Raw genomic sequence first — 24,106 nt, forward strand, 5'->3', positions numbered from 1 at the left:
CTTCCCGCAACCGTTCGATTACCAGTTCATGTTCAGCGACACACCCACGGTACGCGGCTCGTTGTACACCGCGGCCATGTAGTTCTCGATCACGCCCTTGAGATTCTTCTCGTTGGTGATGTTGCGTGCGAACAGCGCGACTTCATAGGCGCCGTAGTTGCCGGAGTAACCGATCTTCAGGCCGCCCTCGAAGTCCCCCTTGGAGTTGAACTCCTTGCTGTCATACAGCACGAAGCTGGTATAGCCCTGCTTGTTCCAGTCAGTGGACACGAACATCGTGGCCGCGTCGCTGACCGGGAAATCGTAGCGTGCGGCCAGGTTGACGTTGTACTTCGGTGCGTTCGGCAACGGGTTGCCGTCGATCTGCGCGAAGGTGTTCGCACCCACCTTGATGGTCGGATCATCCACCGTGCACACCACCTGGCCATTCAGGCCGCAGACCTGCGCGTACACGCGCTTGTCCTTGATTTCGCTGTGCAGCAGGCTGACACCGGCGCTCAGGGTCAGGTTGGGAACCGGACGCAGTTCCATGTCTGCTTCGAAACCATACGCCTTGGCCTTGTCTGCGTTGAACAGCACGCCGTTGCCGTCCGAATCGTTACCGTTGAGCTGGATATCGTTGACGGTGTAGGTGAACGCGGTGGCGTTCAGGCGCAGGCGGTTGTCCCACAGGCTGCTCTTCACGCCGGCCTCCCAGGACAGGATGGTCTCCGAGTCGGCGGTGGTGAAGTCGGCATTGAACACCGCCGAACGGCCCTGGATGGTGGGCCCACGGAAGCCGCGCGCCACCTTCGCATAGACGCTGACGTCCGGCGTGATCTGGTACATCGCACTCAGGTCCCAGCTGGGCGTGGTATCGGACATCCTGACGTCGGTGCGGCCCTTGTAGGTCACCACCCCGGCAGCGGTGTCGGCGGTCTTCAGCAGCCGGGTGTGCTTCTCGTCGCGGGTCTGGCGCAGGCCGGCGGTCACCGTGAACCTGTCGGTGAAGGCGTAGCTGAGCTGGCCGAAACCGGCCCAGGAGGTGTTCTTGTTGCGCAGGCGTACCCAGTTGTTGGGATTGCGCGCAGCGCCCTGCAGGAACCAGGCACGCTGGTAGAAGTCGGTGGTGTCGCTGCCGTTGAAATAGAACGCGCCGGCCTGCCACTGCAACGCGCTGTCGTCATGGCTGGCCAGACGGAATTCCTGGGTCCACTGGTCCAGGTCGCGGATCCGGCCCATCGACTGGCCGTAGCCGTTGGGCACGCCGTTGACCGGATAGTTCACCGCAGCACCGCCATCGGTATCGCCACGGCTGTAACCGGAGGTGGTTTCATACGCGGTGATCGAAGTGAAGTCGATCACGCCGAAATCATAGCGCGCCTTCACCGAGCCACCGTAGGTCTTGTAGGCCTGCGGGTTGTTGTCGGCTTCGTCGTAGGCGACCTGGTCGCGCGGCACGTCGGTGCGGTTGGAACCCTTGGTCAGCGCACCGCGCAGGAACAGGGTCGAGGTGCCTTCGTAATCGCGCGCGTGTGCCGAGGCCAGGATCGAGAACTGCTCGCTCGGCGTCAGCAGCAGTTGGGCGCGGACGTTGCGGTCATCGAAACCGCCCATGGCGTTCTTCTTCGGGCTGACGGTGCCATCCGCACTCGGGCCGCTGTAGGTGTTGTCGACATAGTCGTCGCGATGCTGGTACAGGGCCGACACGCGGAACGAGGCGATATCGTTGATCGGACCGCCAAAGCCGCCATCGATCGACACGCTGTTGTAACTGGCGTAGCTGGCGCTGACGCGGCCGGTGTAGTCCTGCGTCGGCTTGAGCGTGTCGAACTTGACGATGCCGGCCGTGGTGTTGCGGCCGAACAGCGAACCCTGCGGGCCGCGCAGCACTTCCACCTGGTCCACGTCGTAGACCGGATTGGACTTGAGCACCACGTGCTCCAGCACCACGTCATCCTGGATGATCGACACCGGCTGGGAAGCTCCCAGATAGAAATCGATGTTGCCCAGCCCGCGGATGTAGAAGCGCGGGAAGATGCGACCGGTGGTGGTTTCCGCATACAGGCTCGGCACGCGGCCGGACAGCGCCAGCAGGGTGTCGTCGCCGCCGGCGGTGAAGTCGCGCATGCGCTCGCCCTGCACGACGCCCACCGACACCGGCACCTCCTGCAGGTTCTGCTCACGGTGTTCGGCGGTCACGGTGATGGTATCCAGCCCGGTGGGGGTCGGCGCACTGTCCTGCGCCGCGGCGCCGAAGCTGCCGACCAGCGCCAGGCCTGCGCAGGCCAGCGCGAGCGGATGGCGACGGAAGGAAACGAGGGAAGACGACATGCCCGACAGACGGCGGGAATCGGTATGGGAAGGCATCGAAAGCTCTGAGGAGACGTCCGGGCGGCCTGCGCGGGCCGGGCGGCGAGAAAGGGAACTGCTGCGCAGACTGGGGATTATCCTCCAAATTGTTACGATTTCGTTTCGCGCAACGGAATCGCACGAAAGCCGGCGGACTCGGCACAGTCGCCTATGGCCACGGCCGCGCGTCGCTTGGCAAGGCCGACCGCCAGCGATACAATGACACCGCACTACGGGGCCATAGCTCAGCTGGGAGAGCGCGTCGTTCGCAATGACGAGGTCAGGAGTTCGATCCTCCTTGGCTCCACCAATATCCAGTGCGGCAGCGCACTTAGAAGGCCGGAACTCCTGAAAATTCAGGGCTTCCGGCCTTTTTCATTGCACGGTGCAGACCGGTGCGATGCGTTGCAGCTGGTGAGACGGTGGGGGCATATTTTGGGGCATCTGCCCTCCGCCCCTAAAACCGATGCCCCCACTCTCCGACCTCGCGATTCGGCGCGCAAAACCGACTGGAAAGACCCAGAAGCTGTTCGACGGGGGTGGCCTGTATTTGGAGATATCGCCGGCCGGCAGCCGCTGGTGGCGGATGAAGTACCGCTTCGACGGGAAGGAGAAGCGCCTGGCGTTGGGCGTCTACCCGGAGGTCCCCCTGCAGCTGGCAAGAAACCGCCGCGAAGACGCGAGGCGGCTGCTCGCTCAGGGCATCGACCCTGGACAGCAGAAGAAGGCGGCCGCAGCTGCCAAGGCCGGCATGGAAGCCCAGACCTTTGGCGCGATCGCGCGCGAGTTCATGGATGGCCGGATCTGGTCCGACGACTACCGGGTAAAGGTCGAGGCCTGGATGAAGAACGACATCCTGCCGTGGATCGGGAGCCGACAGGCCGCCGAGCTGGAGGCACCCGACTTCCTTGCCTTGGCCCGCAGGATGGAGAAGCGCGGCGCCATCGAGTCGGCGCACAGGGTCATCCAGAAGTGCGGGGAGGTGATGCGGTACGCCATCGCGTGCGGGCTGGCCAAACGCAACCCGGTGGCCGACCTGCGCGGCGCCTTGCAGCCGACGCCCCGAAACCACTATGCGGCGATCACTGAGGCGCGCGAGTTGGTGCCGCTGCTGCGCGCGATCCCCGCCTACCGAGGCAGGCAGGTTACGCGCTGGGCGCTGGCGTTGGCTCCGCTGGTGTTCGTGAGGCCAGGCGAGCTGAGGAAGGCGGAATGGGCGGAGTTCGATCTGGAGGCGGCTCAGTGGCTGATTCCAGCAGGCCGCATGAAGCGGCGTAGGGAGCACCTGATCCCGCTTTCGAGGCAGGCCTTGGCCATCCTCAATGAAATCAAGCCTCTCACGGGCAAAGGGCAGTATGTGTTTCAGGGACGCAACAGCCCGAAGCGGCCGCTCAGCGAGAACACGATCAACACCGCGCTGCGCAAGATGGGGTTCGAGGATGACGTGATGACCGGGCACGGCTTCCGCGCCACCGCGCGCACCATCTTGGATGAGGTGCTCGGGTTCCGGCCCGACATCATCGAGCACCAGCTGTCCCACATGGTCAAAGACCCCGACGGACGGGCGTATAACCGAACCAAGCATCTGGAGGAGCGCGCCAGGATGATGCAGGAGTGGGCGGACTACCTCGACCGGCTGCGCGACGGCAACGTGGTGCAGCTACGGGTTGCCTGACCGCTATACACCTCGCCGCAGCTGCTGCAGCGCCGCCCTCACCCGCGCCTTCTGAGGATCCCTCGCCCTGGGCTTGGTCGCCGCCGGCGGTTTGCGCGGCTCCAGCGCTTCCTTGATCCGTGTCAGATCCAGCGCCCCAGACTCAGCCAGGCGCCGCGCCTGTTGCTGCTGCGCACGCGTTGGCGGTAGGCCTGGCAGTGGCGGTGGCAGTCGGATCGGGGTGCTGTCCGTCAGCCGGGCGACGGCCTCGCGCAGAGGCAGGTCGGGATAGAGCCTGGCCGCACACCAGCGCTCGGCATACCGCTTCGCCTGCCGGACGCTCGCCGCGCGCACTTCCTTCACCTGCCACATCTTCTGGCCTTCCATCCACAGGCGCACGCCGGCGCCACCATCGGGGGCAACGCCGGCCGTTTCCCGGCCGTTGTACCAGAGCGCCCAGCGCTCACCGGTCTGGACCCAGCCAGAGGGGATCGGGGCGGTGCGGAAACCATGGTGGCCGTGCGAGGGAAGCATGGCCGGAAGGATACGACTGGGCGTCGCAGATGCTGCGATTGAATCCTGACCGGATTAAGCCAGCCGCCCTTCCATGAGGGTGCCGACCTTCTCGATGTTCTCCAGCGACAGGCCGCCGATGTTCTGCGCGAACTGGCGGATGAGCTGGGCATATGAGTCTTCCAACACATCCGCCTCCGACTTTGAGGCGTCGATCACACACTTCGTGCGCTCGGCCATCCCCAGGAAGATTTGCCGGCACAGGGCCAGATTCTCTTCGTTCTCGAAGTGGTTCGGCCTATCACCACGTGCGCGGATACGTTCCAGGCCCGTGGCCGGCTCAACGTCGAGCAGAAGCATCAGGTGTGGCCGGGGCGCGAAGTCGTTGGCCTTCGACAGGTCCTCAACCGGCAGCCCGGCGGCACCCTGGTAGGCGACCATCGACGGGAAATAGCGATCGAGGATCACCACCTCTCCGCGCTGCAGAGCCGGCTCGATGAACTGCTCCACATGATCCCGACGGTCAGCCAGCAGGTATTCGACCTCTTGCTCCGGGCTCAGGCGGCCCGATTCAGCCGACTGACGAAGCTTGGTGCCCCACGGCCCATTGGTCGGCTCCTTACTGGTCGAAACGGCCACGCCATGGGCGCGAAGCCGCTCGGTCAGGCCTTTGGCCAAGGTCGACTTGCCGGCCCCATCGATTCCCTCGATGGCAACCAGCAGGCCACCGGGGATGGTGATGCTCGTCATGCGGGGTAGTGTATCCAATTGCCCCGGCACCGCCAGAGGGGGGCGGGATGCTAACGCGGACGGCCGTCACAGGGCCAGTCTTGACAGCATTCCTGCCATGAGCCGCCGCGGAAACGTAGCCTCCTACACGCCCCGGCCACAGCCTCCCGGTCTACGCTCCGGCCATGTGCGGCCGATTCGTCCAGCTCCCCGTCGTCAACTTCGGCCAGGCCGAGCTGGCTGACCTTGCCCCGGGCCTGGCCGAGATACAGCCCAGCTACAACCTCGCCCCGACACAGCGGGCGTCGGTGATCCTGGACCGCGGCGAAGGCCGGCAGGTCACCCGGCTGGCCTGGGGCCTGCTGCCGTTCTGGGCGAAGGCCAAGGGCCTGCAGGGCTCAACCATCAACGCCCGCATCGAGACGGTGGCCACCAAGCCTGCCTTCCGGACGGCATTCAAGAAGCGGCGCTGCGTCATCCCCATGGCCGGCTACTACGAATGGTCGGTCAGCCCTATCGACGGGAAGAAGGATCCATGGTTCATCCACGCGGCCGAGCCGTTGCTGGCGGCTGGCCTGTGGGAGGACACCAGCCCCCTGCTGCCAGATGGCAACCTGGGAACCTTCACCGTCATCACCGGGGACAGCAGCGGCGTGTCGGCCGACATCCACGACCGCATGCCGGTGTGGCTGCTGGCCAGCCAGATCGATGAGTGGATGGCCGCCAGCCCCGACGATGCGATGGCGATGCTGCTGGCCAGCGAGCCTCCGTCCATGGAGGCCTACCGGGTCAGCCGGGCGGTCAACACGCCCAGGAACAACCGCGAGGATCTGCTGCAGCAGGTCGAGTGAGGCAGCCCCGCGCTGGAGCCGCCATGGTCAGATGTCGATGCCGCTGGTCGCCAGCGATGCCTTGACCGAGGCGTACATGTTCTGGATCGTGGCCTGCGCCAGCACCCGGTCGAACCAGTAGGCCGACAGCGCGCCGCGCACGCTCTGGTTCAACGTGCCAGCCGAAGCGCCCAGGATTCGATGCGTGGCGATGCTGGCCGGCAGGGTCGCGTTGGTCACCTCCGCCATGCTGCCCGTGCGCGGCCGGTACAGCCGCAGGATGCTGGCACCTGCACCGGGACGGTTGTCGAAGGTGCCGACCACCATCTCCCAGCGATCACCGCCATCCTTGGGCAGGCTGGCCGCGTAGTTGGTGCTGCCGGCGCGCGCCAAGGCGACCAGGTTCCCGCCGCTGCTGACACCGATGCCGGCGGAGTCACCGCCCGAGGTGTTGGCGTTGCCCATCAGCGTCTGGTTGACGCCGCCGGCGGTCTGCCGGAACACCGACATGAACGACAGCGGCAGGTTGGCGGCCGCAGGCACGTAAAGCGCAGTGCCGGTGGCCACCGAGACCGATTGCGAGTCGACCTCGTAGGAACCCCCGTTCGAGAGCTGCGCATCCAGCCCTGCCGCGATGCGGTTGTTCAGTGCGAAGTTCAGCGTCTTGGCCAGACGGAAGTGGCCGTCCGGCACCACGCCACCCCAATCGATCGGCGGTTCCAGGTCGAGGATGATCGTGTCCGGGAAGGAAGCGGGCGCGGCGTACTGGCGAATGATGGTGGGCATTGGGTCGTCCTCACAGATAGTTGTACTTGCAGGCCAGGGCCAGCGGCGGGTTGGCGGAAAGGTGGAAGCCGCCGTCGTTGACGGTCAGCAGTGCCTTGGCGTCCGGGTCGTACCAGATGCCCTCGATCGACTGCGATCCCTTCAGCGTGTGCGTTTCCAGCAGGGCCATCGTGTCGGCGTCATAGACCAGGGCCTGGCCGTCGACGCCGTTGGCGCCCACCGTGGCCCACAGGCGATTTCGCCCCTGTTCGTAGTGCAGCTGGTCGGCCTGCGGGTGGATGCCCGTCTGGGTGCGAAGCACCGAGCCGTCCGCGCACGACACCAGCCGGATCGTGCTGGTGCCCTCGTCCGGGGTGTAGATCGCATCCAGGTCGGGCCGGTAGGCAATGCCGTTGAGGGTGTGCGACACCACGATCTCGTCCAGCAGCTTCACGCCCGCCAGGGTGATATGGCGGATGATCTTGTTCGTCTTGTCGGCAAACCAGATCGTGTCGTCCGAGGTGTCCCAGGCCACGCCCTGAATCGACTGGATGCCCGGGAAGGCAGCCGTGTTGCAGGGAATCTCCCAGAGGATCCGCCGCATGTCCGGCGAGGTGCACACGATCGAGCACAGGAACGGCGCCGTCTGGCCGCCCGAACTACCCTCATAGGCCCGACCATCGTTACCGACCAGCCTGCAGCCCAGCCACTTCCCCGTGCTGATCACGTCCAGGCCGGTGCAGGTCCAACCGCCGCTGGCATTCTCGCCCTGCGCGCCGTTGGGAAGCGATGTCTGGTCCACCAGCACGAACTGCGTCGGCTCGGGCGTTCCGCTCGGCCACTGCGACCCGTCGGCCCAGAGAATCCGCCCCACTCGCCCCACGCTGTCGATCTCCACCAGCAGCGCGTTCTCCAGGTAGCCCGCAAGCCCCTGCGCCCACTCCTGGTAGTTCCCATGCCAGTCGATGCGGCCGTCTACCGCCGCGGTGCTGGAGTCCACCATCGAGACCGTCATGCCGCCCACCTTCGTTCGCAGAAATTCCCGGGTGCCATCGGCATGCACGGCAAAGGCGACGTTGCCGGCCATATCGCCATCGATCTCGATGTATTCCCCTGTGATGGTAGACACGAGCCGTCCGGCAACCTCAGCAACTTCCTGCTTGTCCGCCTTTTGCGTCAGTACATCCTCAGAAACCCACTGCAGCCCAGCCTCGACCATGATGTAGCGGCCGCTGTTCGGCACCTCCTGGCCCGATACGGGGTCGGTGTGGCTGCCGGTGTCACCGATCACCGCTACCTGGCGGTTCAAGGGGATGCTGCCCGCTCCCGCCGCAGCGCTGGCCGCAGCCCAAGTGGGGAACTCGATGGTGCTGCCGTTGGCCAGGAACTCATCGAAATCCGCCTCAATCCCGTTCCAGCTGCGACGGGTCTCGCCCCTGCGATCAACCCACGTCCGAGCAGATCCGTTGATGCCGGCATCCAGGTTCTCGGCGTTGTCGTACAAATCCTTGACAGCGGTCGACGGCACCGGATTCCCAGTGTTGAAGGTCGTCATCGTGGTGTTTCTCCGTTGATGTTACGGCGCGGCCGCGTCGTCGTACTGGTAGAAAGCCGGGGAGTACTGCAGCGCGGTGATCTCCACCGAACCGTCATCGCCGGGCGTCAACTCTGAAAGGACTGCGTCATAGCCCACCCGAGAGCTGTCGCAGAAGATCAGCTCCGGCGGATCGACGGTAGGGTCATCAAGGATCCAGGTGCTGAAGGCGTTCTCCGCCGGCAGCGATGAAGCGGCGATGGTCAGGGTGTGATCGTCCACCCGCGTCGGCACGATCACTGTCGATGCCGATCCGTCCTGGAACCGAATGAGGCATCTCGGTTCCGGCAGGCTCCAGTCCAGGTACTCGCCGACTTCGATCAGCACCTGCGTGCCCTGCAGCTCGGCGTGGTCGATCATGCAGCTGATCGTGCTGGACCCGGGGATATCGTCGGTCAGCTTCACGCGGTCGCCGAAGTCGAACCGCAGGGCCATCAGCTCCGTTTTGGTGGTGAAGGTCAGGCGCTGTCCCTGGTGCTTCAGCAGCCGGCGCATGCCGAACCGATAGGCTCGCGTCCGGCTCCCGACACCTTTGAGTTCGAACGTCTCCACCTTCTTTGGCGTGTCAATCCCTGGCAGGCGGCATTCCACCGTTTCCGCAGCCCAGGTGACCTCATCGATGTAGACAACGTCCACGCCATCGAAATCGTCAGGACCGGGGGCGGTAAATGCCGTTGCCAGCGGCTCCAGCTGTCTCTGTGGGGAGATGGCGCCGCGCCAGGTCTTGATCCCCTCGCGCCCCGCCGAACACATACCATCGGTCAGCAGGAAGTACCCCATCCCGGCCTGCGCGGCCAGCTGCAGCACATCCAGCGCGCTACCGCCTGACTGCTCAGCGCTGTAGTCGAAGAACTCGCCGCGCGGAGTCCAGTAGGTCGCCTCCAGATGGTCCAGCGTGGAGTTGTCGATCTGATCCTCGGGGAGGCCAAGCGAACGCATCACGTGCTTCATCGCCGCGCTGATGGTACGTGCGGTGCCGGTGGCGTACTGCCTGGTCGCCAGCACGTTGAAACGCCTATCCGACTGTGCTGCCAGCTTCGTGCCCGTCGTCACCGTGAGGCCGATGGTGGTCAGATCGTCGTAACGGCTCGGCCGCTGCGACAACCTGGCACGCAGGCCCTGCCAGTAGCATGCGTCCCGCGCTGAATTGCCTCCCCGCTCGGTGACGCGGCGGATCCGCACCTCGATCTGCCCAGGTGCCCCGAGCGTCACCCTCTCGCTGAATCCCAGCGCGTCCTCAGACGTCGCCGTGTAGGTGTGCGAGCGCACGGTCCAAGCGGCGCCGGATCCGAACACTCGGTAGCCCACGCGCAGTGTTACGGTGAAGGTGCGCTTATTCCCCTTGTCCGTGTACCAGATCAGACCGCCGGGGAAGCTGAAGTCGTACTCGAACGCATCCGTCGTTTCCCCATCGGGGCAAACCAGAAACGGTCCCAGCCACTCTTCGCCTTCCTCCAACCCCGTCACGGTGTAGTCGGTCGCCGTGCGGCTGAGCCAACCCGGCCACGACGCGTCCCCTATCCCGGCTTCGGTCAGTCGCTCCACCGAGAGGGTGAGGCCAGACACGGACGCAATGCGGTACTCGCTCAGTCCGCGAGCCATCGCCAGGGAAGCGGACCCGACTGGCAGCCCGCCGAAGGCGGTCCCCGCCGCGCTGTCGTAGGCCAAGGTGATCCTTGGGGGCGTGGCTGGCGCTCCCCCAGACGTTGCTTCACCCGCCGTGGCGACTGGACTGGCGCCGAACACTGCGGCGGGCAGCCCGCTGAAGCTGATCGAGCCGCCAAGGTACGGGCTTGAGCCCTCCCCGACCGTCACCACGCCGCCAGTCTGTGTGGCCACCAGACCGCTCTCGACCAGCTGATCGTTGATGGCACCCAGCATCACGCCGATGGTGATGTAGTTCGCCTCCAGTGCCACGCCGTAGGTGGTGCCATTCCAGGTGAAGCTGAAGGAGACCGGCGAACCGCTGAAATCGAAGCTGCTGGCTGGCGCGGATCCGGTGACCTTTGCCGGACTGCCGCCCACACCAGGCACCGCCGGGCTTCCGGGTGCGTAGCTGGCAACGAACAGTGCATAGTCGGCGCCGCTGTAGGTCAGCAGAACCGGCATTCCGACGAATGGGGCCAGCTCGTCCACGGCACTGCCTGCAATCTGTGAGTAGAGGCCGCTGGTGCTGATCACGAACACCGCGGCGACCTTGATCGTGAGCACAGCGCCTACCGTCCAGGTTGGGGGTACCTCCGTGGCAGGCCGCTCCTTGCCATCGGCACCGGTAACGGTCGCATTGTTCAGCGACAGCACGTTGCCCGAGACCGTGACCGATGCGGCATTGATGCTGGTTGACACATCCGCGGTGTCGCTCAGGTCCAGGCCGGCCGTGCCTGATGCCGTCGCCCCAACCTCGGTGGAGTTCACCCAGTTCTCCGACCGCGGATCGCCGCTGACGTCAGCGCCGGGCGGATAGATGGTCATCTGCACGTCGCTCCCGAAGGAGCTGATCGGCGTGTTGCCGATGCGCGCATCGCCCAGCGGGATCACATGCTGCCCTTTCCCCACACAGACGAACATGCTGGTCTGGTAGCTGTGCAGATCGATGAACCGGGAGACGGGTTGCACCAGGTAGTCTGGATAGACCCGATAGCGCCCCAGCACTTCACGGATCGGGCTGCCGAGCCTGGCGTTGTTCGCCCGCGCGGTGTCCAGGCTGAGGGAGTCGCCCTGCCCGTACCGGTTGCCGGAAGGCAGGTTGCTTGCCATGTAGATGGCATACGCCGCCGCCACGGCCACCACCACCCAGTACACGACTGCGGCGACGCCCTCGCCGTAAGCGACAGGGTAGATGACGACGTCTGTGTCGCTGTCGATCCATGTGGACGGCCACGCCTCCGGCGGCACAGGAACGCCGGCGACTTCGACCTCGATCGGATGCGGCCCGGCCGAGCTGAAGCTCGGGACCGACGAGCGCAACCAGCCTTCCACAGTGGTCCGGCCGTGATCATGCGTCTCCAGCGGCTCGCCGGGCATGCGGGATGGGAAGATTCGGATCACGCGTAGTACTCCACTCGGGTGAAGCGGCACTCGAAGCGCGCGACCGGCAGCACAGTAACGTCGTGGTGCTCGTTGCATTCCAGCGCCATTAGGCGACCGTCGGCCTCGACGAGCACGGCCACATGCTGGACGAGACTGCCCTGATAGCAGAACGCCACCGCGCCGGGGACCATGTCGCTTCCGCTACGTTCGCTCGTGGCGTCCGCGGCCAGGTCTGGCAGTTCCTGCACAGTGGCGCCGGCATGGTCGGGCCAGGGCTCCAACCCCATGTCACGACGAACCTCGTTCACGACCCCGTAGCAATCCAGTTCGGGGAATTGCCGCCCACCGCGCACCCAGCGCACGTCAAGGTACTTCTCCAGATCAATGTTCATCACATGTACCTCAGTCCAGGGTGCTTCGACAGGACGTAGCGATCGCGTGGCCACGCCGTGTCCAGAACGTTCATGAATCCCGCGGTGATCTGCACCTCCGTGGCGGTCCACTGGCCACCCTTGACCACCACGCTGAAGGGGCGTTGTGCCGGGGCCAGTAGATCGGTGCTGAGGTACAGCCGAAAGGTGGCCACCATCTCAACCTTGGCCTCCAGAGCCGCGCGGATCTGGGTACTCACGACGCCGGAGATGTTGCTGATCGCGAAGCGCAGATCCTGCACCCCATCCGCGTTGCGTGCCGGCTTGGCGATATCCATGCCGCAGGCAGTGAACGTGACCACTTCTCCGGTCTCCAAGGTCGCGGTGATGTCGTCCCAGCCCTTGGTCAGGTAGAAGGTCTGTGCGCCTACCTGGATCGCAAGGGTCTCCAGCTCCACTTCACGGCCACCGGATGCATAGAGGCGTTCCAGGATGCTCATGCTTCGGGCCACTCCCTGTTCGCTGCGAGGTCAACGATGTCCGAGTTGAACAGCGCGTCCGGATATGCCGTCGAGCCATCCGCCAGCAGCGGCCTTCTGAACATCTCCAGCGTTGCATCGATTCGCCAGAAGTCACCGTCGACCAGATACGGGCCGTTGTAGAAATCGGCGGTGAAGCGCGAGCGGTAGTAGTCCTCGCCGATGGGGGTCCTCAGTTTGCAAAGGAACCAGGCCGATCCATCGACCAGGTCCTCTTGCACCCACTTCTCGAACATCGCCGCCACACGGTCCGTCAGCAACCACGACAGGGTCACCATCGACGGGGTGCTGGTGGCACGCCTGCGGGTCAGCGATGCGCCGCTCTGGAAGCGGGAGGTCAGCAGCGGCGTAACTGGCTTCATGCCATAGCCGTCGCGGAGCGGCAGGGGTAGCCATGCCGGATAGGGGACTGCAGCTGCCATGTGTGGCCTCGCAATGGTTGCGCTAGGTCAGGTGACCCGGCGCGACACGTTGTTACCTCTCCGCAAGCCCTTCCCGACCCGACCCTGTCCCGTGGTCAGCTCGGAGGAGATGCGGTCGTAGTTCTGCTGCATGCCGCGGCGGACGCTCTGCTCCACCATCGCCAGCGTCCTGGCGTCCGGGTCGCCGTTGACGTTGATCGTCGGGGCGTAAACGTTGCCCCCAGCACCAGGCCCCGCCGCTCGCGACGCCGCGATGCGATCCAGTGTCGCGTCCATCTTTGCCGCGGTCCCGGCGGTCAGCACGCGCTCGCCCTTGTCCAGCAGCCAGGTCCCCTCTCTCGGCACGGAGTCGATGCCGTCGTGCGCCATGCCGACCGCTCCGGCAGCTGCCACGGCTGCGACATACGGCGCCGTCGCGGACAGCGCCAACTGTGCAGCTCCAGGTGCCATTGCCGGGCCGACGATGGGGATAGCCGCAGTCGAGGCGTATGCCGCCAAGGCTGCCTGCGCAGCGGTGGCGGCAGCATTGCCAACGAGAGTGTTCGCAGACGCTGACGACGTCGACTCACCTACCGCCAGCTGCACTGCCTTGTACACCAGCCACTGCGCAGCCATCTGCTCCAGGGCACCGATCACTGCATTACCCATGTCCACAGCGACGTTCTTGAACGAGTCGCCCAGGGACTGGTTGCCCCTGATCAGCTCGTCAATCTGCGTAGCGATGCTGCTGGTGGTGGTCGACAGCGTGGACTGCACCGCGTCCTGGGCCTGCTGGTTGTAATTGGTGGCGTCGAAGGCGTAGTTCTGCCATGCCACCTGTGCACCCAGCCGCCAGTCCCCCAGCATCGCCAGCCGCTGCTCCTGGAACGCCCTCTCCTTTTCCAGTTCCCGGTTTCTGAAGGCGTCGGCGTTGGCCGCCAGCAGATCCCACGTCGCCTTGTCCTGGGCAACGTCGCGGCTTCCCAGCCGCTTCAGCTCTTCCTGGTACTCACGCTGGATATCCAGCTGCCGGCGCAGCATTGCCACGCCGTCGGATCCGCCGCTCATGCCCAGCAGGTCCAGTTCGTTGGCTCGGTCGCGGTTGCTCCCCGCCTGCGCCAGGATGGCCTGCTGTCGAGCCAGAGCCTCTGCCGCCTCCTTCTCCTTGGTGTAGGCCACTGCCTTCTGCCCCGAAGCGAGCAGGTCGTCCTTGGCCGCTTCCAGTTGCGCCCGTGTGGCCGCGGTCATGGTGTTCTTGCTCTTGGCCAGCAGCTGCTCGATCGCCATCGCTTGGCGCTCGCTCTCGGTGACCTTTATGCCGGTGTCGACCAGCTGCTTGTTGGCCTCAATCTGGCGCTGGGCTGCCGCCAGCACGTTCTGCGCTGCGCTGTCGTCGCCGTTCCTCCTGCCGATACCGTCCCGACGGTTGAACTGCTTGTCCACATCCGCTTCAGCCTTCGCGATCAACCGCTGCATCGAACCATCGAAATGCCGGGCGTCGTTTTCGGCCAGCCTGTTGTACTGGGCGATGATCTTCAGCCTTGCAGCTTCCTTCGCCGATGCCCGGTCGAGCCCAGCGACCTGGGCATTGATGGCCTCGGCCGCAGCCTGCTCCGCTGTAGCGCGCTCCTGCGTCACTGCCGCCAGGTCTCGCGCGGTCTGCGGATCCAGCGCCCCGTTCTCATCGATCGGCTTCGGCAGCGGCGGTAGGCCACGCACGCTGGCGGCAATGCCATTCAGCGCGTCGGTGAAAGACGGCAGCCCGAGGTTCTTGACCAGGGTGCCGCCCGCCAGTCCGAGCCCCAGCACATCGCTCAGGCGCGGCAAGCGCGCAAGCACACCCCATTCCCCAGCCAGATCGACCACGGCGTTTGTGAAGCCGCCCAGGGCTGACCACGCGCTACCGATGTCGTCCTTGATGTCGCGCCACCCCTTCGACATGGCCGGCATCACCGCTTCCGTGCGGCTGGCGACGTCGTTCAGGTGGTTCGCGTAGAGCCGGATGGCCTCGTTCGCCGCCTCCTGTGATCGCCCTTCTTCTCGCAGGGTCGTGATGCGCTGCAGCTGTGCGGCCGTGAGGAACCGCTCCGCATCGTTGAGCTTCAGCAGGCCTTCCAGAGGCTCCTTTGCGATTGCCTCGAAGGCGTCGACGGTAGCCGCCGCTGAGCGACCCGTTGACGCTTCCATCCGCGCTGCGGCACCGGCCACAAGCTCGAACTGCTCTCCTGCAAAGCGGCCTGCCTTCGCCGTCTCGGTCAGAGCAGCAACGGCGCCTCCGCGTGATACACCAGCCAGTCGATCCAGGTTGTCGGCAAGTTCCTCGAATCCAGCGGCGCCAATCAGAGCACCCTGCCCGCTCATGATCAGCTCACGCTGGAACCCGAAGAGCTGATCCTGATTCTGCTTTGCGGCCAGGGCCATTGCCGCGAGCGCCGCCGTGGCCAAGGTAACCGGATTGATCAGACCCAGGACGTAGCTGGCGACGGCGTTGGCCGCAGGTCCGATGCCTCCGAACGCGTCCTTCAGCTGGCCACCCTGCTGGATTGCAACCATCCAGGCCGGCTGCCCGCTGATCAGGCTGGTGGTGATGTCGGTCACCTGCATGGGGATCATTCGCAGGTTGTTCTGCAGCTGCCGGGCCGACATACCCATGCCGTTCTGCGCGTTGGTGGCATTCAGCACGGACGCGCGCATCGCGTCGATCTTGGTCTGGTACTGATCGAACACCGCCGGATTGACCAGCCCGGCCTTGTGCGCACGTTCCAGACGCTCTTCCATGGCGGCCAGACGATTCAGTGCGCCCACGGTCGGGTCGATCTGGCCGAGCAGCTGCTGCAGGTTGATCTTCTGCGCCTCAGTGGCAGCCGCGGCCCGTTGCGCCTCGTTGGTGGCGCGCGCCTCTGCCTCCTGAAGGGACCGTGCACGCGCGGCCATCCGATCCTGCTCACTCCCTGCGGCAGCCATCGCCCGCGCCTTGTAGTCGATGCCCAAGGCTGCCTCGCGGGCCGCCTCAGCCAGGGCACGCTCGGACAGGTTGGCCGACTGGTTGCCCTGCGACCAGGCCATAGCCTGCTGCGCCACCGCACGGTAGCGCGCCTCCTGTTGGGCCAGCTGCTGCTCCAGCTGCTGACTGGCGGTGGCGACCTGTGCCGTCGAGGCGGCGGCAGCGGCGCCTGCCGCACCGTAGGCCTGAGCCTGGCTCGCGGCGCTGGCCAGTCGTCCATCGAGTGCGCCCAGCGAGGCCAGGATCTCGGCATTCGTCCGGTTGAGGGATTGCAGCTCGGTGATTACTGAACCGGTACCGGTGCCGATGCGGTCCAGAGCTCCGCCGAGACGGTCCCCCAACACGCTGGAGGAACGCTCGACCGTCCGCGCCAAGGCCTGATAATCCCGTTCCAGCCGATCCGTGGCGCCGCTGACCTTCTCGGCAGCTGCGGCGTTGTCATCCAGTGCCTTGGTGCCCTCCACCAAGCCGCTGCTGTCGACCTTGTAGCCCAGCTCTGCGATATCGGTCATTTCCTGTTCCTCGCTTCCTCGATGGCGCGCTGCTGGGCTGCCGCCTGGTCTTCCCGCACGGCTTTGAGGTAGGTGTCGTCCATGGCCATCAGCATCTCCACCTCCTGCGGCAGCGGGTCGACCAGCAGCAGCCGGCACCACTCCCCAACGTCAGCAAAGGTCAATGCCTCCGGACCGCTCCTGCGACGCGCCGAGAGCTGCCAGAACCAATCCCAGATGTGCGCCCCCCTGTCGGGGACCCTTACCTCTGGGGATGGCTCTCCGAAGCGCTCGTTGCGGGTGCGACGGGTCTCCCCCCTGCTGTCCGGCACGTCGTACCGGACGGTCAGGTAGACGGCGTCAGCCAGCTTCCTGCTCAGTTCCGCGAAAGAACTCGGCGCGGTCCCCCAGCGCCGCGTCGACCTGTTCGCACACCCATGGCAGCTCCTTGAACAACTGCCGCAGGGTCTTCTCCTCGAAGAAGGGCTTCTCGCCGTGGAAGTTCAGGTCGCCCTGCCACTCCCAGCCCCCCACGGAGGCCACCAGCATGTCGATCCGGCCGGCTTCGATCTTCTCGGCAGTGACCTTGCCACGGCCCAGCATGCGTTCGTTGGTGAGCTTCCGGGATGCGGCGCGCACCTGCGGATGGCTGTCGGGGAGGATGGTCAACACAAGGCCCACAGGGGCATCCGTGGCGGGGTGCTTGATGTCGATCGTGCGCGCGGCGGCGACGATGGTGCTCAGGTCGGTCATGTCGTGATCCTTGTAGCGATCCGGATAGAAACCCCGGGGGAAGCCGGCCGGATCAAGTCCGGCTTGTCAGGCGGCCGCCCTATCCCCTGGGGTGTTCTCGTTAGGGGGTGACGGGCGCCGGCACATCGATCGGCTGCTGGTTCAGCGCGATCGTGTAGGTGTTGAGGCGGAAGTCCTCGTTGCGGCCGCCGGGCTTGTTGGGACCCGCCACCAGACCCCGCAGGTATTCGACGGTGCCATCGGTGTTCTCGATCTTGAACGCGTAGGCGTCCGGGACATCCGGCGCACCAGCGGCACGCATGGCCAGCTGGCCCGGATCCGCCAGATCCTCGGCCATCTCTACCTGTGGGTCGCCGGCGTTGGTGATCCCCTTGCCCTTCATCGACACCTGGGTGTCCAGCGTGTCGTAGCTGACGATGTTCGTGTTGATGCCGCGATCACCGATGCTGCCGACCTTCTTCACCTGCACATAGGTGAGGGCCGCGAACTCGGCGACGGTCAGATCCTCGTTCTGGGGGGTAACGCAGATGTGGAGCTTGGAACCTGCGTTGGTCTTTGCTTCGGCCATGGCCGTATCTCCTCGCGATGGGCGTAAAAAACCCGCCACGGGGCGGGGTCGTTGGAAAACGGAAAGGCCCGCTGGTGGGCGGGCCTCTGGAATAGATTCGGGAATAATTTGCAGTCGGTTCTGTCGTCACTTCTTGGCGGGGCCCAACTTCGCCGCCACCAGCTGCATGGCCTGCGGCCTGGTGAATCCCGCCTCCACGTAGGCCAGGTACTCCGCCCGGACGAACCGCGCCTGCTCGGCGCAGAACTCGTCCAGCAGCTGCCGGTTCCGCTTCATGCGGGTGATCGCATCGCGCATGGCCTGCAGCTCCCCCTCGTTCGGGATCTCGTTGCTGCTGACCAGGTGCAGGTTGGGCGGCTTCGGGCTCATGGCCGGAGTCCACCCCGAAACGAATCCCCGCCACGGGATGGTGACCGGGTGCATGACCCGCTCCGGGTCCTGGATGATGCTGGAGGTCCATGGCTTTCGGTACACCGACATCCCGGCGAAGGCCGTGCCCTTGCGGAAGGCCGCAATGATCTGGTCCGTGATCGCGGTACCCACCATGATCCCCGGTCCCGGCCGGTAGCAGGCCGACAGCTGGCCGAATCCCTGCATCAGGGAAGGCCCATCGTCTTCGATGCCGTAGTTCTCGGTCTGGTTCGGGAACCACTGCAGCTCCAGCCACCGGGCGCCCTTCCCCGTAGGCGGCGTGAATCCCTGCCCGGGGTAGGAACACGCCAGGGCTTGCGCGTCCGCGAACTGCCCCACCAGCGTGGCGAATGCGTCATAGATCGCGGTGTCGCTCATCCCATCCGTCCTTTCACGTCGGCAGTGACCTCGGCCACGATGAAGTCCCAGCGCTGTGCCGCCGCGCGCGCGAAGCCCTTGCCGGCTTGGGCGTAGGTTCTGCCCAAGCTGTCCTCGCCCTGGAAGCCGTGCTCCATACGCATGGCGTACTTTGCTGTCCACCCCGCCCACACGGCCTGTCCCAGCTCCATGGTGGCGAACACCAGTTCCGGCGTCTGCGCGCCGTCCGACGGCATGCCCTCGACCGATGCGGCCGCAGAGTTGCGCAGGAAGCCGGTGTCGACCGGCATCTTTCCGCCCCGTGCCTCCGGCGTGTTGGCTTCCTCCATCAGCTTGGTGGCCGACTCGCGGAAGATCACGCCCTGCATAGCCTTGGCCTTCTCCGCAAAGGCCCGGACCTGGCTCCCGAACTTACTGGCCACGCTTCACCTCCGCTGCCATGTTCACCCGGTACTTCTTCATGCAGCGGCAGCCGATGGTTTCCTCAGCACCAGCACCGAGCGAGGTGTCGCCAGGGAACCGCATCAGCGCGCCGCTGGGCGTCTGGAATGGCTCGCCGAACCTCCGCACCTGGCCGTTCATCGCCTGATGGCTGTGCCGCGTTCTGTCGTCACCGGTGGCCGACCATGTACCCTCGACGTTCTCCGGCGCCAGGCGACCGCTCTCGATCTGCTGCCGGAACGCCTCCTCCCGGCCAGCGGCCATGGCCGTCAGTGACTCAGTGCGGGCGATCATCTCCCCGCGCAGTGCCAGCAGCCTGTCCGCATAGCGCGCGGCGATCTTCTCGACGTCCGCCGGCGCCACCGGCTTGCCTGCCTTGATGGCGCGGCTGACGATCCCGTCCAAGCGCTTGTCGCGCCGCATGCGGCCGAAGTAGTCCGCCATCTCCCCCGGATCGCCGCTGGCCAGCTGCCGTCGCACGTTGGCGACGAACTGCGCCTGCTGCGCGGTCAGGCCAACGACACCGCCACTGCGGCGCCCGGTCTCGCCGACACGGCCGACCAGCTCCAGCGCTGTCTGGCGCGGGTTGGTGCCGCTCGCCATGCCACGGGTCAGCAGCTGCCGCACCAGCAGGCGTTGATCCTCCACCACGCCAGTGATCAAGCGCGAGGAGTTCGCCTGCAACCAGCTCTCCACGCCGCGGTTGCGCATGTCGAACCCGAACCGCAGCAGAGGCGTTTCGCTGGCCGGGTTGTACCGCCCGCGCACCTGCTGCCGCAGCGACAGGGTGGGCAGCTCCTTCATGCCGACCTCGGCGCCCGTGGCGAACGCCTGTCGCACCTGCTCCGCCAGCGGCGAGAACCTCTCTTCGTCAAAGCCCAGCGCCTTCAGCACCGCATCCACCTGGCCGGCCTGCAACAGGCTGACCAGCAGGTTCATCTGCACCTGTGACCGAACACCTGCAACGGCCTGCTCGAACGCGCGCCGCATGGCCGGCTCCAGGCGCCGGGCCAGCAGTTCCAACTCGCGGGGTGTGTAGTCGGCCATCAGCGTCGGGCGTGGAACTCGTAGAGCAGCACCTGCCCGCCAGGGGACAGCGGCTGCAGGTCGATGAAGTGGTAAAGCTGGCCGCCCAGCAGCAGCCGGTCCTCCTTGCCAGGGTCGATGTCGACCTCGGTGGAGATCAAGCCCAGCTTGTCGCCCTTCAGCACCAGGGTGGTGTCGCGGTCGGTGAGGCTGTATTCCAGCTCCACCACCTTGCAGTCGTGCAGGGTGGCCGGGCCGGGCTGCGGGTTATGCGGCGGTCCGGTCGGGGCGCCATCGCGCTCCAGCTGCGTGCTATAGCCGTAGCGGGCAATCAGCCGCTCTGCCGTGGCCTGCAGGCGGTTGTAGAACGCGCTCATTTTCCCAGCTTCACGGCGACTGTGATGCGGGCCATGATGAAGTCACCGTGCACCAGCTCACCGTTCTCGCCAAGTTCGACCTTTTGCACGTAGGGAATCACCTCGTCGCCCACGACCACCTTCAGCTCGTCCGTGGGCCCGGGCTTGGTGTTCTCGGAGTAGATCCGAACAATCTTCTTCTCGTCCATCAGACAACCCTCACCGCAGGGAATGTGGCCGGCGTCCGCAGCAGCGGCGCCAGAATCTCATCGATGGCCGGGACCACCGGTCGATTCGGTACCTGCCCGGCGGCGCTGGCGTCGGCGTAGGCGACCTCGATGGGGCCTACCTTCTCCTTCGTCACCGCCGCGCTTGCCACGTAGTCCGGCGACAGGCTGCCGGGGTTGGTCAGCTCGCGCAGCGCGGCCTCGTAGGTAGCGCGCTCCACTTCGTCGGGCACCTCGTCCGGCTGGATGGGATCACCGTCGTAGTCGACGGCGCCGGTGCGGGGCCACTCGTTCGGCTGGCCCCGCCCGGCGGTACGCACGCCGGGGAACATCGACGCCCACCGGCCAGACGCCAGCAGCACCCGGTACCGGCCGTCGATGTAATCCGTGGCGCGGACCAGTGCCTCTGTGCGGGTGTCATCCGTCCCGGCAGCCCAGGCTGCGTTGCCGCGCGACTGGTGGTAGGTGTCTGCGCCTTCCAGCGTGCCGTACATGGTCAGCCCTCGCCCTTCTTGGCCTCGGCATCGGCGATGGCCGCCTGCAGCTTCAGCACGCCCCAGGTGCCCTTCGCGTCGATGCCCAGCTCCTTGGCGCGGGCCAGCAGCGCATCCTTGTCGGCGGCCGGCGGGTTCTGCGTGCCCGTGCCGCCGCTGGCCTTGGCCTTCTCGGCATCGGCAGCCGCGCCAGTGGCAGTGCCCTCGCCCTTCTTGGCTTCGGCCTCGGCTTCAACGGCCGCCTGCAGTTCGAGCACCGTGGCGGCCAGCCGCGCCTCGCGGTCATCCTTGCCCAGCGCATTCCAGTCGGCGACGCTCAGGCCCGACGCTTCATGCGTCCGACGCACCACTTCGCCCAGCTGCACGGTGACTCCTTCGGCCAGCTCGATGTTGGCCGGCAGCACGTTGGAACCGAGCAGCGATTCCTGTGCCGGCGCACTGGGCTTGCCACCTTCGGCCGTGAGGATCTTGCCCTTCAGCCAGCCCTGCACGACCGCATTGCCCTTCAGGGCATCCCAGTTCGCGATGGGGGTGGCCTCGCCCGGCGGCAGGATGGTGCCGTCCGGCAGGCCCAGCGGGCCCTTGTGGTTGTTCGTGATCTTCATGCTTCGCTCCAGTGAGGCCCCGGCGCACGGCCGGGGCCAAGCGGATCAGATGCCGTCGAGGTAGACGACTTCCTTGGGCAGGCGCACGTCCAGGCCACCCAGGCGCATCACGCCCGGGACGTCCCAGCGCAGCGGGCCGCTCTGCCAGGCCGGCAGGAAGCGGTGCGGCATCGGCATGTGCAGCTTCAGCACCTGCGGATCGTTGCGGTACGCCACCAGGCGCGTGGTGCCGCCGACGCCGGCAGCATCCAGGCCACGCACACCACGCAGGGTCAGCTGCTGGCCCGTCTGCACGGTGTATACGTTGTTGGCCAGGAACCACTGCAGGATGGTCATGTCGCTCTGGTCGCTCATCTTGCGAGTAGCGATCAGCAGGTACTTCGTCCACGGCAGCAGCATGGTGTTGGCGATCGATGCTGTGTTCGTGCCGTTGAACACGTTGAGCAGCGCCTGATTCATCGTGGCCACGATCAGCTGCGGGTCGGTGGTGGCGTCCCAGCTACCGGTCGGCGCGGCCACAGGGGTTACGCCAGCGGCGTTGAACAGGCCGGTGAAGCCCTTGCTGGCATCACCCAGCAGCGCAACGCGATCCACCATCTCCTCGGAGGCGCGGCGCGCGGCGGCTGCATCTTCGGTGGACAGATTGATACCCAGCCTCTGTGCACGGCCGATTTCTTCCCAGCCGAAGCCGTAGCCGATACCAGCGGTGTAGACCGGGGTCTCGAACTTCGAGCGGATGGTGCCGGCCTTCGGGATGTCATCGGCATTGCCATTGATCCAGTCGGCCTTGCCATACTGGTCCTGCGACATGTAGGTCACCGACGTGGCGAACTCGCTGCCGCTGGTATCCACCGGTACCAAGGTACGGTACTGGATGTCCGGGTAGACAGTGCGGTAGACGCCCGGCTCGATGATCGAAGCCTGGCCGATGACGAAGCCCAGGGCGGCCTGGGCGTCGATCAGTGGAATTGCGCTCATGTTGTGGGCTCCTTAGCCGAGACGGACGACGGCCAGCTGGCCGGCGGCGGTGGTGCTGGTGTCCCAGCGGGCGCCAAGAATGGCGGTGTTGTCGGTGGCAACGTTGGTGAAGGCACCTGCGTCCGTGAGGTAGACGTCGTCGCCGGCGGCCACCGCCACTGCGGCGGTCACCCACAGGTCGCCCTTGGTGCGGACACGGGCGGACTCGCCCACGCCGAACGCGTCGGTGGCTCGACCGGTGACCTGGCCCGCCGTGACCGTCAGGCCCGATGCCGAACGATCCAGCATCGCGATGCCGACGTACTTGCCGCCGGCGAAGGCCTTCACCGACTTGTCGGTGGCGCCCTGCTCCACGGCCTTGCCGAAGGCGATTGCGGCACCTTCGACGGTGCGGGAGATCTCGGTAGCGGGCAGCATGGTGGCCGGCGCGCCAGCGATGGCGACCGGCTGGGTATCCGGGTAGTTGGTCTGCAGTGCCATGGCTTAGGCCTCCTTCTGGCCAGCGGTGCGGAAATCCAGGGCGGCGACGGCCGCGGCGTAACCGTTGTCCTGCACGGGCTGGCGGTGGGTGGAACGGTCGCCAAGCGCAACTGCCACCGGGTCGCGCGGCTTTGCCTGGGCATACAGGCCGTCGAACAGTGCCTCGACGTAGGCCTCATGCTTGCCGGCGACGGCCGCGTCGCCGAGCTTGGCCACAACGGCCGCCTTGCGGACGTCGGCGTCGCTCTTGCCGCTGTAGTCGGCGTCGTGCACGGCCTTGGCCTTCGCCACCAGGTCGCCGCGCTGCTGGACGCGCTGGTCCAGGTCAGCATCGCTGAGGACCTGGCTCTTGAGCGCGTCGCGCTCGCCCTCGGCCTTGGCGATGGCGGCATCCTTCGCGGTGATGGTCGCCTGGTGAGCAGCTGCGGCGGTGCCAGCGGCGGTGTGTGCGTCCTGGAGCTGCTGCTGCAGCTTGGCAATGGCTGCGGCCGACGCGTCAGTGCACTCGACGGGCAGGCCGTCGACCACGACGATGCGAGTCTGCTGGTTGCTCATGTGGTTCTCCTGCGGTTGGGGATGGGCGCTCGGATCCGGTGCACCGGGGGTGCGCCCATCCCCGATGCGAAACTGGGAGCCAGCCCGGCCGCGACGACACATGGCCAGGTGGTTGTTGCGGATGTTGATTTGCTTGGCCTGGTAGGCCTCGCCGTCGGGGGTTACGCCGTCCTCCCATACGATCTCGGCCGAGTACCCCTGGGAGAGCTCACGCTTGCCAGACTCCCAGTCGGCGATGGCTGCCTGGTCCATCAGAACCAGCGGGACGCGTACGCGGGTTTCATCGTGCGAAACCTCGTCGCCGGTCTGCCCAACCGCGTACTTCTTCCAGTTGTCGGCAGTGACCATCTCCGGAGGGTGGTCATTCGTCATGGGCCGGTGCGCAAAGCTGCGTAGCGTCGCGTCGGAAAAGACTTCTTCCGGGGGCCGGTAGACCTTGACCTTCAGCAGCTCAGGCCTGCCCAACTCCTCACCCAGGTATTCCTGGATGCCGGTGCGGGCCACGTAGGCATCGGCCACGAGATAGCCGTCCGCGGTGCGGCGTGGAGCCGACACCGAGACACGATCAGTCAGGAACACCAT

At 66.0% G+C, this 24,106-nt stretch carries 25 protein-coding genes and 1 tRNA gene; 3 read left to right on the forward strand and 23 right to left on the reverse strand.

The window, feature by feature from the left end:
• Positions 1-18: 18 nt before the first annotated feature.
• Positions 19-2,313 carry a TonB-dependent receptor gene (locus tag N5J29_RS06840; protein WP_331250510.1) on the reverse strand — a complete coding sequence of 765 codons (2,295 nt, stop codon included), beginning with the start codon at positions 2,311-2,313 and terminating at the stop codon, positions 19-21.
• A gap of 252 nt (positions 2,314-2,565) precedes the next feature.
• On the opposite strand from N5J29_RS06840, the gene N5J29_RS06845 reads away from it, so the two are divergent.
• Together N5J29_RS06845 and N5J29_RS06850 are read left to right on the forward strand one after the other, a co-directional pair.
• Positions 2,566-2,641, forward strand: a tRNA-Ala gene (locus N5J29_RS06845).
• 156 nt (positions 2,642-2,797) lie between these two features.
• Entirely contained in the window at positions 2,798-4,006 is a 1,209-nt protein-coding gene (locus N5J29_RS06850) for an integrase arm-type DNA-binding domain-containing protein (RefSeq protein ID WP_197625204.1), read from the forward strand.
• A gap of 3 nt (positions 4,007-4,009) precedes the next feature.
• On the opposite strand, the gene N5J29_RS06855 is transcribed toward N5J29_RS06850, so the two are convergent.
• Together N5J29_RS06855 and tmk are read right to left on the reverse strand one after the other, a co-directional pair.
• Positions 4,010-4,519 carry a hypothetical protein gene (locus N5J29_RS06855; protein WP_197625206.1) on the reverse strand — a complete coding sequence of 170 codons (510 nt, stop codon included), beginning with the start codon at positions 4,517-4,519 and terminating at the stop codon, positions 4,010-4,012.
• Between the two features lie 54 nt (positions 4,520-4,573).
• Entirely contained in the window at positions 4,574-5,248 is a 675-nt protein-coding gene (gene tmk, locus N5J29_RS06860; protein ID WP_065177559.1) for a dTMP kinase, read from the reverse strand.
• Between the two features lie 164 nt (positions 5,249-5,412).
• Here tmk and N5J29_RS06865 point away from each other — a divergent pair, with 164 nt between their 5' ends.
• Complete coding sequence (locus N5J29_RS06865; RefSeq protein ID WP_197625209.1) at positions 5,413-6,078, forward strand: SOS response-associated peptidase; 666 nt, start codon at positions 5,413-5,415, stop codon at positions 6,076-6,078.
• A 27-nt stretch (positions 6,079-6,105) separates the two neighbouring features.
• Here N5J29_RS06865 and N5J29_RS06870 read toward each other — a convergent pair whose 3' ends face one another.
• From N5J29_RS06870 to N5J29_RS06965, 20 genes are all read right to left on the reverse strand, one after another.
• Entirely contained in the window at positions 6,106-6,843 is a 738-nt protein-coding gene (locus N5J29_RS06870; protein WP_065175921.1) for a hypothetical protein, read from the reverse strand.
• A 10-nt stretch (positions 6,844-6,853) separates the two neighbouring features.
• Complete coding sequence (locus N5J29_RS06875) at positions 6,854-8,377, reverse strand: WD40 repeat domain-containing protein (RefSeq protein WP_279924258.1); 1,524 nt, start codon at positions 8,375-8,377, stop codon at positions 6,854-6,856.
• A gap of 21 nt (positions 8,378-8,398) precedes the next feature.
• Complete coding sequence (locus N5J29_RS06880; RefSeq protein WP_197624612.1) at positions 8,399-11,464, reverse strand: host specificity factor TipJ family phage tail protein; 3,066 nt, start codon at positions 11,462-11,464, stop codon at positions 8,399-8,401.
• Entirely contained in the window at positions 11,461-11,838 is a 378-nt protein-coding gene (locus N5J29_RS06885) for a nitrite transporter (RefSeq protein ID WP_197624610.1), read from the reverse strand. The genes N5J29_RS06880 and N5J29_RS06885 overlap by 4 nt, the downstream gene beginning before the upstream one ends.
• Complete coding sequence (locus N5J29_RS06890) at positions 11,838-12,317, reverse strand: DUF1833 family protein (RefSeq protein WP_197624608.1); 480 nt, start codon at positions 12,315-12,317, stop codon at positions 11,838-11,840. Before N5J29_RS06890 ends, N5J29_RS06885 begins: the two co-directional genes overlap by 1 nt.
• Positions 12,314-12,778: a hypothetical protein gene (locus N5J29_RS06895; protein ID WP_197624606.1), complete on the reverse strand. Its 465-nt coding sequence runs from the start codon at positions 12,776-12,778 to the stop codon at positions 12,314-12,316. The genes N5J29_RS06890 and N5J29_RS06895 overlap by 4 nt, the downstream gene beginning before the upstream one ends.
• 27 nt (positions 12,779-12,805) lie before the next feature.
• Positions 12,806-16,273, reverse strand: coding sequence for a phage tail length tape measure family protein (locus tag N5J29_RS06900; RefSeq protein ID WP_197624604.1), 3,468 nt, complete (start codon positions 16,271-16,273; stop codon positions 12,806-12,808).
• Positions 16,270-16,437: a hypothetical protein gene (locus N5J29_RS06905; protein ID WP_197624602.1), complete on the reverse strand. Its 168-nt coding sequence runs from the start codon at positions 16,435-16,437 to the stop codon at positions 16,270-16,272. Before N5J29_RS06905 ends, N5J29_RS06900 begins: the two co-directional genes overlap by 4 nt.
• A 175-nt stretch (positions 16,438-16,612) precedes the next feature.
• Positions 16,613-17,005, reverse strand: coding sequence for a hypothetical protein (locus N5J29_RS06910; RefSeq protein ID WP_197624600.1), 393 nt, complete (start codon positions 17,003-17,005; stop codon positions 16,613-16,615).
• 100 nt (positions 17,006-17,105) lie between these two features.
• The gene (locus N5J29_RS06915) at positions 17,106-17,573 is read right to left on the reverse strand and encodes a hypothetical protein (RefSeq protein WP_197624596.1); all 468 of its coding nucleotides are present in this window, start codon (positions 17,571-17,573) and stop codon (positions 17,106-17,108) included.
• Between the two features lie 126 nt (positions 17,574-17,699).
• The gene (locus tag N5J29_RS06920; RefSeq protein WP_279924259.1) at positions 17,700-18,362 is read right to left on the reverse strand and encodes a phage tail terminator-like protein; all 663 of its coding nucleotides are present in this window, start codon (positions 18,360-18,362) and stop codon (positions 17,700-17,702) included.
• On the reverse strand, positions 18,359-18,784 hold the full coding sequence (locus tag N5J29_RS06925; RefSeq protein WP_197624590.1) for a hypothetical protein: 426 nt from the start codon (positions 18,782-18,784) through the stop codon (positions 18,359-18,361). Before N5J29_RS06925 ends, N5J29_RS06920 begins: the two co-directional genes overlap by 4 nt.
• On the reverse strand, positions 18,774-19,850 hold the full coding sequence (locus tag N5J29_RS06930) for a phage minor head protein (RefSeq protein ID WP_197624587.1): 1,077 nt from the start codon (positions 19,848-19,850) through the stop codon (positions 18,774-18,776). Before N5J29_RS06930 ends, N5J29_RS06925 begins: the two co-directional genes overlap by 11 nt.
• Complete coding sequence (locus N5J29_RS06935) at positions 19,850-20,206, reverse strand: hypothetical protein (protein ID WP_197624584.1); 357 nt, start codon at positions 20,204-20,206, stop codon at positions 19,850-19,852. Before N5J29_RS06935 ends, N5J29_RS06930 begins: the two co-directional genes overlap by 1 nt.
• Positions 20,203-20,394 (reverse strand): hypothetical protein, encoded by a 192-nt coding sequence (locus N5J29_RS06940; RefSeq protein ID WP_197624581.1) that lies wholly within the window; start codon positions 20,392-20,394, stop codon positions 20,203-20,205. The genes N5J29_RS06935 and N5J29_RS06940 overlap by 4 nt, the downstream gene beginning before the upstream one ends.
• On the reverse strand, positions 20,394-20,906 hold the full coding sequence (locus N5J29_RS06945) for a DnaT-like ssDNA-binding protein (protein ID WP_279924260.1): 513 nt from the start codon (positions 20,904-20,906) through the stop codon (positions 20,394-20,396). Before N5J29_RS06945 ends, N5J29_RS06940 begins: the two co-directional genes overlap by 1 nt.
• Positions 20,907-20,908: 2 nt before the next feature.
• Positions 20,909-21,511: a hypothetical protein gene (locus N5J29_RS06950; protein ID WP_197623140.1), complete on the reverse strand. Its 603-nt coding sequence runs from the start codon at positions 21,509-21,511 to the stop codon at positions 20,909-20,911.
• A 45-nt stretch (positions 21,512-21,556) separates the two neighbouring features.
• On the reverse strand, positions 21,557-22,489 hold the full coding sequence (locus N5J29_RS06955) for a major capsid family protein (RefSeq protein ID WP_279924261.1): 933 nt from the start codon (positions 22,487-22,489) through the stop codon (positions 21,557-21,559).
• A 12-nt stretch (positions 22,490-22,501) separates the two neighbouring features.
• Positions 22,502-22,969 (reverse strand): hypothetical protein, encoded by a 468-nt coding sequence (locus N5J29_RS06960; RefSeq protein WP_279924262.1) that lies wholly within the window; start codon positions 22,967-22,969, stop codon positions 22,502-22,504.
• Positions 22,970-22,972: 3 nt separating this feature from the next.
• Positions 22,973-24,106 (reverse strand): DUF2213 domain-containing protein, encoded by a 1,134-nt coding sequence (locus N5J29_RS06965; protein ID WP_197623138.1) that lies wholly within the window; start codon positions 24,104-24,106, stop codon positions 22,973-22,975.

This window comes from Stenotrophomonas sp. GD03680, from assembly GCF_029844625.1.
Classification (GTDB): Bacteria; Pseudomonadota; Gammaproteobacteria; order Xanthomonadales; family Xanthomonadaceae; genus Stenotrophomonas; species Stenotrophomonas maltophilia_P.